The organism is Pseudoflavonifractor phocaeensis, from assembly GCF_021531375.1.
In the GTDB taxonomy this organism is placed as follows: domain Bacteria; phylum Bacillota; class Clostridia; order Oscillospirales; family Oscillospiraceae; genus Lawsonibacter; species Lawsonibacter phocaeensis_B.
On sequence record NZ_JADYTU010000001.1, the window covers coordinates 104,756 to 116,493 of the forward strand.

Consider the following 11,738-nt stretch of genomic DNA (forward strand, 5'->3'; position numbering starts at 1 on the left):
GCGTCGGGGACGCCGCCCCCTACGCACGGTTTACAATATGGCTTCGTAGGGGGCGGCCTCTGGACGCCCCGCCCATAGGGCGGCCCCAAGGGGCCGCCGCCAAAATGGCAGCCGTCGGACGGCGGGGGACGATTCCCCCCGTCGGGGGGAAATGGCCGAAGGCAAAAAGGGGGAGGGATAAGCCCCCGCCCTACCAAGCCCTCACCCTACATGAAACGATAAACTAAAATTTACCCACAACATAAAAAGGAGCCTGTTATGACGGAAAAAATATTTCGCAATTCCATGGCGGTGGGAATTTCGGTCTTTCTGCTGTCGGTGGCCCTGTTCATGGGAGTGCTGTACCAATACTTCGGCAACCAGCTCACCGACGAGTTGGAAACCGAGGCCTGGCTGGTGGCCCGGGGCGTGGAGTCCATGGGGATGGAGTATCTGGACGGCTTGAAGTCCTCCAGCCGCATTACCTGGGTGGACCGGGACGGCACCGTTCTCTATGACAGCGTAGTGGACCCGGCGACCATGGAGAACCACGCCGACCGGAGGGAGATCCAGGACGCCATGCGGGGCAGTCAGGGCACCTCGGTGCGCGACTCCAGCACTCTGTCGGAAAAGACCTTCTATGTGGCCCGCCGCCTGGAGGACGGCACAGTCATCCGTCTGGCCAGCGCCCAGTACACCGTAGTGGTGCTGCTGCTGTCCATGCTCCAGCCCCTGCTGGTGATCCTGGTGGTGGCGCTGGTCCTGGCGGCGGTGCTGGCCTCTCGCCTGTCCAAACGGATCATCCGGCCCATTCTGGACCTGGATCTGGAGCATCCGGAGGACTGCGACACCTATGACGAGCTGGCCCCCCTGCTGACCCGGATCCGCCGGCAGAACGACACCATTCAGCGGCAGATGGAACTGCTCCGTCAGCGCCAGCAGGAGTTTGCCGCCCTGACGGAAAATATGTCCGAGGGCTTTGTGCTGTTGGATAAGCGGGGGCATATTTTATCTTATAACAGCGGCGCGCTGCGTCTGCTTGGGGCCTTGGCCCCGGCGGAAGAGGCCAATGTGCTGACGCTGGACCGCAGCGACGCCTTCCGGCGGGTGGTGGAGCAGGTGCTGGCCGGCTGCCGGAACCAGGGACGGCTGGAGCGGAACGGGCGGTGCGTCCATCTCATGGCGGACCCGGTGTTCCGGGGGGACCAGGTGGACGGCGCCGTACTGGTGCTGGTGGATGTGACGGAACGGGAGCAGGGGGAACAGATGCGCCGGGAGTTCACCGCAAACGTCTCCCACGAGCTGAAGACCCCCCTTACAGCCATCTCCGGCATGGCGGAGATCATCAAAAACGGCATGGTGGAGCCGGAGGACATCACCGGCTTTGCCGGGGATATTTACAAGGAGAGCCAGCGGCTGATCGCCCTGGTGGAAGACATCATCCACCTGTCCCGGCTGGACGAGGGCGGTCCCTCCCTCCAGCGTGAGAATGTGGACCTGCTGGAACTGACCCGGGGCGTGGCCCAGCGGATCGAGCCCCTGGCCAAAAAGGCGGGCGTGACGCTGGCGGTGGCCGGAGCCCCCTTTACCGTATGGGGGGTGCGGGCGGTGCTGGACGAGATGATCTATAACCTGTGTGACAACGCCGTCAAGTATAACCGCCCCGGAGGAACGGTGACCATGTCCGTGGACCCTGGGCCCAATGGCCGGGGAGGAGAGGTGACCGTATCCGACACCGGAATCGGCATCCCTGCCCAGGATCAGGAGCGGGTATTTGAGCGGTTCTACCGGGTGGACAAGAGCCACTCCAAGGAGATCGGCGGTACAGGCCTGGGTCTGTCCATCGTAAAGCACGGAGCGGCTCTCCACGACGCGGAGGTGGAGCTCACCAGCACCTTGGGCCAGGGCACCTCGGTGAAGCTGTCCTTCGCCGGGTGAACGGCCCCGTTGACAATTTCAGCGGTCCTCCTTCGGAAGGACCGCTCTTTATTATGGTTTCGAGTGTATATTAAATGAATAATCCGGTGAAAATATTCAGAGAATATTCATTTTTGTGAAAAATATATGGAAGATAACGGCGTATTTATACATAATTATGCGAATCGGCGCTTGCATTTCCTGCCAAAGAGTGGTAGACTGGTGCCACAAAAGCAAGGGAGACAAGCGTCGGGACGGGCCGGAAGGGCTTGACCGGCCTGTTCGGCCCGATTAATTTGGAGGAATGGAATCATGTCTGAGATCAAAAAAGTGGTGCTTGCCTATTCCGGCGGCCTGGATACATCCATCATCATCCCCTGGCTGAAGGAGAACTACAACAATCCCGAGATCATCGCCGTCTCCGGCGACGTGGGCCAGGGTACCGAGTTGGACGGCCTGGAGGAGAAGGCCATCAAGACCGGCGCTTCCAAGCTGTATGTGGAGGACCTGACCGACGAGATGGTGGATGAGGTCATCATCCCCTCCATGATGATGGGGGCCAAGTACGAGGATTATCTGCTGGGCACCGCTTTCGCCCGTCCCATCATCGCCAAGCGGCTGGTGGAGATCGCCAAGAAGGAGGGCGCCGACGCCATCTGCCACGGCTGTACCGGCAAGGGCAACGACCAGGTCCGGTTCGAACTGGCCATCAAGCGCTTTGCCCCTGAGATGAAGATCATCGCCCCCTGGCGGGAGTGGTCCATCAAGGGCCGTGACGAGGAGATCGACTACGCCGAGGCCCACAACGTGCCTCTGAAGATCTCCCGGGAGACCAACTATTCCAAGGACAAGAACCTGTGGCACCTCAGCCACGAGGGCCTGGATCTGGAGGATCCCGCCAACGAGCCCCAGTACGACAAGCCCGGCTTCCTGGAGATGGGCGTGTCCCCCGCCATGGCTCCCGACGCTCCCACCTATGTCACCCTGGACTTTGAGAAGGGCTGGCCCGTGGCCATCGACGGCGAGAAGATGAAGGCCAGCGACATCATCCGCAAGCTCAACGACCTGGGCGGCGCCAACGGCATCGGCCTGCTGGACATCGTGGAGAACCGGCTGGTGGGCATGAAGGACCGGGGCGTGTACGAGACTCCGGGCGGCACCATCCTCTACCGGGCCCATGAGGTGCTGGAGATGATCACCCTGGACAAGGACACCAAGCACATGAAGAGCAAGCTGGCGGTGGACTTCGCCGATCTGGTATACAACGGCAAGTGGTTCACCCCCCTGCGGGAGGCCCTCACCGCCTTCGCCGTGGACACCCAGAAGCATGTCACCGGCACCGTGAAGCTGAAGCTGTACAAGGGCAACATCATCACCTCCTCCGTCACCTCTCCCGAGACCCTGTACTCCGAGAATCTGGTGACCTTTGAGGAGAGCGACTACGACCAGAAGGATTCCCAGGGCTTCATCAACCTGTGGGGCCTGCCCGATACCGTTCAGGCGCTGCGGGAGCAGGGAAAGCTGAACTAAGAGAAACATCAGGTAGGGCGGGGGCTTGCCCCCGCCGTCCCTGTATTATGAAAAAACGGCGGGAGCACATCACAGGGAGGCCCCTCTTGCCTCTTCGGGGCAATCCACCCTTGGCCCCCGCCCTACCATACCAGTATAGGAGCGGATATTATGAAACTCTGGGCAGGTCGCTTCCAAAAGGAAACGGATACTTTAGTCAACGATTTTAACTCCTCCATCGGCTTTGACGCCCGGCTGTACAAGCAGGACATCACCGGCTCCATGGCCCACGCCGCCATGCTGGGCAAGCAGGGCATCATTGAGGAGCATGAGGCCGAGAAAATCATCGAGGGCCTGAAAGCCATCCTGGCCGACATTGAGGACGACAAGGTGGAGTTCTCCCTGGACAACGAGGATATCCACATGAACATCGAGGCCATGCTGACCCAGCGCATCGGCGACGCGGGCAAGCGCCTGCACACCGCCCGGAGCCGGAACGACCAGGTGGCGGTGGATACCCGGCTGTACACCAAGGAGGAGATCCCCGTCATCATCGGCCAGGTGCTGGATCTGGAGAAGGTCCTCATCAAGAAGGCCAAGGCCAACCTGGACACGGTGATGCCCGGCTACACCCACCTGCAGCGGGCCCAGCCCACCACCTTCGCCCACTACATGATGGCCTACGCCAACATGTTCAAGCGGGATGTGACCCGGCTGGAGGACTGTCTGGAGCGGCTGGACGAGTGCCCCCTGGGGGCGGGCGCTCTGGCCACCTCCACCTATCCCGTGGACCGGTTCGCCACGGCCCAGGCCCTGGGCTTCAAAAAGCCCACCGACAACTCCATGGACTCGGTCTCTGACCGTGACTACGCCATCGAGCTGCTGTCCGCCCTGTCCATCCTCATGATGCACCTGTCCCGGTTCTCCGAGGAGATCGTGCTGTGGTGCTCCTGGGAGTTCAAGTATGTGGACCTGGACGACGCCTACTCCACCGGCTCCTCCATCATGCCCCAGAAGAAAAACCCCGACGTGGCCGAGCTGGTCCGGGGCAAGACAGGCCGGGTGTACGGCTCTCTGGTCACCCTGCTCACCGTCATGAAGGCCCTGCCTCTGGCCTACAACAAGGACATGCAGGAGGACAAGGAGGCCCTGTTCGACGCCATCGACACGGTGGAGCTGTGCCTGCCTGTGTTCGGCGCCATGGTGGATACCCTCACGGTCCGGCCCCGCAACATGGCCAAGGCGGCCGCCGGCGGCTTCATCAACGCCACCGACTGCGCCGACTACCTGACCAAGAAGGGACTGCCCTTCCGGGAGGCCTATATGATCGTGGGCCGTCTGGTCAATATGTGCATCAAGACCGGCGACACTCTGGACACCCTGACCCTGAAGGACTTCCGGGCCATTTCCAACCTCTTCGACGAGGACGTGTACGACGCCCTGGCTCTGAAGACCTGCGTGAACGAGAGAAAAGTCTATGGCGGCCCGGCCAAGGAGAGCGTCCAGAAGCAGATCGCTCTGATCGAAGAGTTTGTAACCGCGCGGCAGTAAGCCGCCGCCGGAGACTTTTGCCCGCGAAAACCAAAGGTTTTCATGGATTCCGGAATAAATCCCGTTGCAAAACGCTCCGTGCCATAGCATAATAGAATCAGCGTCTTGCCTCTAAGCCTTCTCCCTTCCGGGAGAAGGCTTAGGCAGTCAAAGAACCTTATGAAACCAGGTGGACGATATGAACAAACCAAAGGTATACATCGACGGCAAGGAGGGCACCACCGGCCTTCAGATTTATGAGCGGCTGGGCGGACGTGACGACATCGAGCTGCTCCTCATCGACGAGGACAAGAGGAAGGATACCGAGGAACGGAAGAAATTCCTCAACGCCGCCGATCTGGTGTTCCTGTGCCTGCCCGACGCGGCGGCCATCGAGGCGGTGTCCCTCATCGACAACCCCAAGACCCGGGTCATCGACGCCTCCACCGCCCACCGCACCGCTGAGGGCTGGGTATACGGCTTCGCCGAGCTGCTGCCCGGCCAGCGCCAGCGGATCCGGTTTGCCGACCGGGTGGCCAACCCGGGCTGTCACGCCACCGGATTTCTGTCCACGGCGGCTCCCCTGGTGGAGCTGGGAGTGCTGCCTAAGGACTACCCCGTGACCTGCTTCTCCCTCACCGGCTACTCCGGGGGCGGAAAGAAGCTTATCGCCGAGTACGAGACCGAGGGCCGCAGCGTACTGCTGGACTCCCCCAACATCTACGCCACCGGCCTGAAGCACAAGCACATCCCCGAAATGCAGAAGCTGGCCGGTCTGGACCATCCGCCGGTATTCGCTCCCATTCTGGGGGACGTGTACAAGGGCATGGCTACCGCCATTCTGCTCCAGAACCGCCTGTTGAAGGGCACTCCCACCGCCCAGGACATCTGTGAGATGCTGGCCTCCTATTATGAGGGACAGCAGCTGGTCCGAATGGCCCCCTTCGGCGGCACCGCCCCCCGTCTGGCCACCAACGCCCTGGCGGGTAAGGATTATCTGGAGATCACCGTCACCGGCCATGAGGACCAGACCATGCTGACCGCCCAGTTTGACAATCTGGGCAAGGGCGCCTCGGGCGCCGCGGTCCAGAACATGAACATCATGCTGGGCTTTGCGGAGACCGCCGGACTGACCCTTTGAGCCCGTAGGGGCGCACAGTGTGCGCTCCTGCGAAATGAAAGGAGAAACTACCATGCTGAAAGAAATTTCCGGCGGCGTGTGCGCCGCCCGGGGCTTCCGGGCCGCCGGCGTCCACTGCGGCGTCAAGGCTGGCAGCAGCCCTGATAAAAACGACCTGGCGATGATCCTGTCGGAGAAGGAATGTACCGCCGCCGCCACCTACACCCTGAACCGGGTGAAGGCGGCCCCCCTGTACGTCACCATGGACCATCTGGAGAACGGTGTGGCCTGGGGCGTGGTGGCCAACAGCGGCAACGCCAACGCCTGCTGCCCCATGAGCCATGAGAACGCCGAGGCCATGTGCGCCGCGGCCGCCGCCGCCACCGGCCGGGAGCCGGAGGACTTTGTGGTGGCCTCCACCGGCGTCATCGGCCAGACCATCAACATCGCCGCCATCCAGGCGGGGACTCCCGTCCTGGCCGCCGCCCTGAACGCCGACGGCTCCGACGCCGCGGCCCGCGCCATCATGACCACCGACACGGTGAAAAAGGAGATCGCTGTCTCCCTGACCATCGGCGGCAAAGAGGTCCGTCTGGGGGCTATTGCCAAGGGCTCCGGCATGATCCACCCCAACATGGGCACCATGCTGGTCTTTGTGACCACCGACTGCGCCGTCACCCATGAGATGCTGGAGGACGCCCTCCGGGAGGTGGTGTCCAAGACCTTCAACCGGGTCACCGTGGACGGAGACACCTCCACCAACGACATGTGCGTGGTGCTGGCCAACGGCATGGCGGGCAACGCCCTCATCGAGTGGAAGGACGAAGACTACGAGACCTTCAAGGCCGCGCTGGACCATGTGTGCCGCACCCTGTCCCGGGCCATTGCCGGGGACGGCGAGGGAGCCAGCAAGCTGGTCACCTGCAAGATGACCGGGGCCCGCAGCGAGGAGAGCGCCGAGCGGCTGGCCAAGGCCGTGGTGGGTTCCTCTCTGGTGAAGGCCGCCATGTTCGGCTCCGACGCCAACTGGGGCCGGGTCCTGTGCGCCATGGGCTACTCCAAGGCCCCCTTCCGCCCTGAGCGTGTGGACGTGACCTTCCAGTCCTCCGCCGGTGAGATCCTGGTCTGCCGCCAGGGGGAGCAGGTGGAGTTTGACGAGGACAAGGCCAAGGAGATCCTCTCCCAGAAGGAAGTGGTCATCGCCGTGGACCTGAACGAGGGCGAGGAATCCGCCGAGTGCTGGGGCTGCGATTTGACCTATGACTATGTGAAGATCAACGGCGACTACCGGACCTGACGAAATTCTCTCCGCGTCCGGCGGACCAACGAAACAAAATAAAAAGGGGGATCTACCCATGTCCTTCAACGAAGTGGACCGGGCCCAGGTACTGGCCGAGGCCCTGCCCTATATTCAAAAATACTACGGCAAGACCATCGTGGTGAAATACGGCGGCAACGCCATGGTGTCCGAGGAGCTGCGCCACGCCGTCATCTCCGACATCATCCTGCTCAGCCTGGTGGGCATCCGCGTGGTGGTGGTCCACGGCGGCGGCCCGGAGATCAGCGAGATGCTGAAGAAGGTGGGCAAGGAGAGCCGCTTTGTGGACGGCCTGCGCTACACCGATGAGGAGACCATGGACATCGTCCAGCAGGTGCTGTGCGGCCGGGTGAACAAGGAGCTGGTAGCCACGCTGAACCGTCTGGGCGGCCGGGCGCTGGGCCTGTGCGGTCTGGACGGCGCCATGCTCCGGGCCAAGAAGCTGGACGAGAAGTACGGCATGGTGGGCGAGATCACCCATGTGGACCCCAGACCTGTTGTGGACGCTCTGGAGCGGGGCTACATCCCCGTGGTGTCCACCGTGGCCCAGGGCGAGGACGCCGAGGTCTCCTACAATATCAACGCTGACACCGCCGCCGCCAAGCTGGCCGTAGCCCTGAAGGCGGAAAAGCTGATCCTGCTCACCGACGTCCGGGGCCTGCTCCGGGACCCCAAGGATGAATCCACCCTCATCCCGGAGCTTCAGCTGTCCTATGTCCCCGCCCTGGTGCGGGAGGGCGTTATCTCCGGCGGCATGATCCCCAAGGTGGACTGCTGCGTGGAGTCGGTGCGTTCCGGCGTCAAGTCGGCCACCATCCTGGACGGCCGGGTGGCCCACTCCATCCTTATCGAGCTGCTGTCCGACGCGGGCATCGGAACCATGCTGACGAATTGAGGCCTGCGGGCGGTCGCGCGGGGCCGCCCCTACACACCGATTACGGAGGGTGAACTATGAACTTTGAAGAGATCAAGGCCCTGGATGAGCAGTATGTCATGCACGCCTACGGCCGGTTCCCCGTGGCCATCGACCACGGCGAGGGAGCTACCGTGTGGGATACACAGGGCAAAGAGTACATCGACTTTACCGCCGGCATCGGCGTCACCTCCTTGGGCCATGGGGACCAGGGCTGGGTGGACGCGGTGACGGCCCAGGCTGCCAAGCTGGGGCATATTTCCAACCTGTTTTACGCCGAGCCCTACGCCAAAGTGGCCCAGAAGCTGTGCGTCCGGACGGGAATGTCCAACGTGATGTTCGGCAACTCCGGCGCCGAGGCCAACGAGGCCATGATCAAGCTGGCCCGGAAGTACTCCTATGACAAGTACGGCAAGGGCCGGGGGACGGTCATCACCCTCCATAACTCCTTCCACGGACGTACCATCACCACCCTGGCCGCCACCGGACAGGACAAGTTCCACGACTTTTTCTTCCCCTTCACGGAGGGCTTCCGCTATGCCGACGCCAACGACCTGGACAGCGTGGAGGCGGTGGCCGGCCACGACGTCTGCGGCGTCATGATGGAGCTGGTCCAGGGTGAGGGCGGCGTGCTGCCCCTGGACCGGGAATTCGTCCGGGCGGTGGCGGACCTGTGCGCCAAGCGGGACTGGCTCCTCCTCATCGACGAGGTCCAGAGCGGCGTGGGCCGTACCGGCTCCCTGTTCGCCTTCCAGCAGTACGGCATCCACCCCGATGTGGTGTCCTTCGCCAAGGGCATCGCCGGCGGCCTGCCCTTCGGCGGCGTCATGGCCAATGAGAAGTGCCGGAACGTCTTTACGCCGGGCACCCACGGCACCACCTTCGGCGGCAACCCCGTGGCCGCCGCCGCCGCCTGCTATGTGCTGGACACCCTGGACGACGGCTTCCTGGCCCAGGTACAGGAGAAGGGCGCATATCTCCGCAGCCGGATCGAGGCCATGGAGCTGCCCTGTCTGGGAGCTACCCGGGGCATGGGCCTGATGATCGGTGTGGAGGTCAAGGGGGATAAGACCAATAAGGAACTGGCCGCCAAGCTGGTAGAGAGCGGCCTGCTGATCCTTACCGCCGGTCCCGACCTGCGTCTGCTGCCTCCGCTGGTGGTCACCAAGGAGGAGATGGACAAGGGACTGGAGATCATGAAAGCCGCGCTTGCCTGATTTAGAGTTGAGAGTGAAGAGTGGAGAGGGAAGCTTTTCTCCGCGTCTCCACTCCCCACTCTTCTATCTTCACTCTAAAAGTAGGGGGTCATTCCAATGCAAAAAGATCTGCTGAAGCTGCTGGACCTGTCCAAGGAGGACATCATCAAGATCCTGAACACGGCGGACCAGCTGAAATACAACCAGAAACACGGCATCATCCACGACTATCTCCACGGCAAGACCCTTGCCATGATCTTTGAGAAAAATTCCACCCGGACCCGGGTCTCCTTCGAGACCGGCATGTTCCAGCTGGGCGGCCACGCCCTGTTCCTCTCCGGAAAGGAGAGCCAGATCGGCCGCGGCGAGCCGGTGGAGGACACCGCCCGGGTACTGGACCGCTACTGCGACGGCATCATGATCCGCACCTTCGCCCAGGAAGAGGTGGAGAATCTGGCCAAGTATACCAAGATCCCCATCATCAACGGCCTGACTGACTTCTGCCACCCCTGCCAGGTGCTGGCGGATCTGATGACCGTCCGGGAGCATAAGGCTGTGCTGGAAGGGCTGAAGATGTGCTATATCGGCGACGGCAACAACATGGCCAACTCCCTCATTGTGGGCGGCCTGAAGTGCGGCATGGAGGTGGCTGTGGCCTGCCCCGAGGGCTACGACCCCGATCCCCGGGTGCTGGAGTTCGCCAAGAGCGATCCCTCTTTCCGGTTCTCCCTCCACCGTGTCCCCAAGGAGGCCGCCGTGGGCGCCGACGTGGTGTTCACCGACGTGTGGGCGTCCATGGGTCAGGAGGAGGAACGGGCCATCCGGGCCAAGGCCTTTGCCGGATACCAGATCAACGCGGAACTGATGGCCCTCACCAATCCCGAATGTATGGTCCAGCACTGCCTGCCCGCCCACCGGGGGGAGGAGATCACCGCCGAGGTCTTCGAGGCCCACGCCGACGAGATCTTTGACGAGGCGGAGAACCGGCTGCACGCCCAGAAAGCAGTCATGTACCTGCTGATGAAGAACGACGAGGACGAATAAAATATGATCCCGCCCAGGCATGCCTTAGCGCGCCTGGGCGGGATTTTTTATGTCAGGATCATGGGTCACAGCGCCTGAATGTCGGCAATGAGGGCGTCGATGTCCTCGTCCCGGGTGGACCAGCTGGTGCAGAAGCGGACGGCGGTGTGATCGCCGTCAGGCCGGCACCAGAAGCAGCTGCTGTACTTTCGGTTCAGGATCTCCAGAGCCTGGTTGGGAATCACCGGGAATTGCTGGTTGGTGGGGGTGGGGATGAGCAGGGACCAGCCCTTGTCCAGAAAGGCCTTTTGCAGCCGCTGGGCCTGGCCCACCGCCTTGCGGCCGATCTCCCGGTACAGGCCGTCCTCCAGCAGGGCCTCGAACTGTACCCCCAGCAGCCGGCCCTTGGCCAGCATCCCGCCCCGCTGCTTGATAAGGTAGCGGAAATCGGCTTTCAGAGCCTCGTTGGTGATGACCACCGCCTCGCCGAAGAGAAGGCCGGCCTTGGTACCGCCCAGATAGAACACGTCGCACAGCCGGGCCAGGTCGGGCAGGGTCACGTCGGAGGCGGCCAGGCCATAGACCAGACGGGCGCCGTCCAGAAACAGACTCAGGTGGTACTGGTCGCAAACCTGACGGATTTCCTCCAGCTCGGCCAGCGTGTAGACGGTGCCCATCTCGGTGGGGTGGGAGAGGTAGACCATGCCGGGCTGGACCTTGTGCTCCACCGAGGGGTCCTCATAGTGGGCCTTGCACAGGTCGGCCACCTGCCGGGCGGTGAGCTTACCATCTACAGAGGGGACGGGGAGGATTTTGTGGCCGGTGGCCTCCACGGCTCCGGTCTCGTGGTCGTTGATGTGGCCCATCTGGGTGCAGACGACCCCCTGGTGGGGGCGCAGAGCGGCGGCGATCACCGTCATGTTGGTCTGGGTGCCGCCGACCAGAAAGTGGACGTCGGCCCCGGGGGCCTGGCACAGATCGCGGATCAGCTGGGCGGCACGGGCGCAGTGCCCGTCCGTGCCGTAGCCGGGGCACTCCTCGCGGTTGGTCTCCACCAGCTTTTCCAATACCTTGGGGTGGGCGCCGGTGGCATAGTCACATTCAAAGCGGATCATAGGGATGGCCTCCAGTTTGTTTTTTAATATTGTACTTCAAAATGAGGGAAAGGTAAAGCATAAAGGGAAAGGGACTCTGTTGCCGTTGAGGCATCGGGGTTGAAAAAGCGCCCCGCAG

9 protein-coding genes are annotated in these 11,738 nt (G+C 62.5%); 8 read left to right on the forward strand and 1 reads right to left on the reverse strand.

The genetic code is table 11. The features are described from left to right. The first annotated feature begins 258 nt into the window (after nt 1–258). The 8 genes from I6E39_RS00540 to argF all read left to right on the forward strand — a co-directional run bounded on the left by I6E39_RS00540 (nt 259) and on the right by argF (nt 10,526). A complete protein-coding gene (locus tag I6E39_RS00540) occupies nt 259–1,917 on the forward strand; it encodes a sensor histidine kinase (RefSeq protein ID WP_235379354.1) in 1,659 nt (552 codons plus the stop codon). 291 nt (nt 1,918–2,208) lie between these two features. After that, a complete protein-coding gene (locus I6E39_RS00545; RefSeq protein WP_235379355.1) occupies nt 2,209–3,426 on the forward strand; it encodes an argininosuccinate synthase in 1,218 nt (405 codons plus the stop codon). Between the two features lie 150 nt (nt 3,427–3,576). Beyond that, nucleotides 3,577–4,956 (forward strand): argininosuccinate lyase, encoded by a 1,380-nt coding sequence (argH, locus tag I6E39_RS00550; protein WP_235379356.1) that lies wholly within the window; start codon nt 3,577–3,579, stop codon nt 4,954–4,956. 178 nt (nt 4,957–5,134) lie between these two features. Continuing rightward, nucleotides 5,135–6,076 carry an N-acetyl-gamma-glutamyl-phosphate reductase gene (gene argC, locus I6E39_RS00555; RefSeq protein WP_235379357.1) on the forward strand — a complete coding sequence of 314 codons (942 nt, stop codon included), beginning with the start codon at nt 5,135–5,137 and terminating at the stop codon, nt 6,074–6,076. A gap of 52 nt (nt 6,077–6,128) precedes the next feature. Next, nucleotides 6,129–7,352: a bifunctional glutamate N-acetyltransferase/amino-acid acetyltransferase ArgJ gene (gene argJ, locus I6E39_RS00560; protein ID WP_235379358.1), complete on the forward strand. Its 1,224-nt coding sequence runs from the start codon at nt 6,129–6,131 to the stop codon at nt 7,350–7,352. A gap of 58 nt (nt 7,353–7,410) precedes the next feature. Then, nucleotides 7,411–8,268: an acetylglutamate kinase gene (argB, locus tag I6E39_RS00565; protein WP_235379359.1), complete on the forward strand. Its 858-nt coding sequence runs from the start codon at nt 7,411–7,413 to the stop codon at nt 8,266–8,268. 56 nt (nt 8,269–8,324) lie between these two features. Then, a complete protein-coding gene (locus tag I6E39_RS00570; protein ID WP_235379360.1) occupies nt 8,325–9,503 on the forward strand; it encodes an aspartate aminotransferase family protein in 1,179 nt (392 codons plus the stop codon). A gap of 96 nt (nt 9,504–9,599) precedes the next feature. Then, nucleotides 9,600–10,526, forward strand: a complete 927-nt coding sequence (argF, locus tag I6E39_RS00575) for an ornithine carbamoyltransferase (RefSeq protein ID WP_235379361.1) — start codon at nt 9,600–9,602, stop codon at nt 10,524–10,526. Between the two features lie 65 nt (nt 10,527–10,591). On the opposite strand, the gene I6E39_RS00580 is transcribed toward argF, so the two are convergent. Beyond that, nucleotides 10,592–11,620, reverse strand: coding sequence for a threonine aldolase family protein (locus I6E39_RS00580; protein ID WP_235379362.1), 1,029 nt, complete (start codon nt 11,618–11,620; stop codon nt 10,592–10,594). Nucleotides 11,621–11,738: the final 118 nt, after the last annotated feature.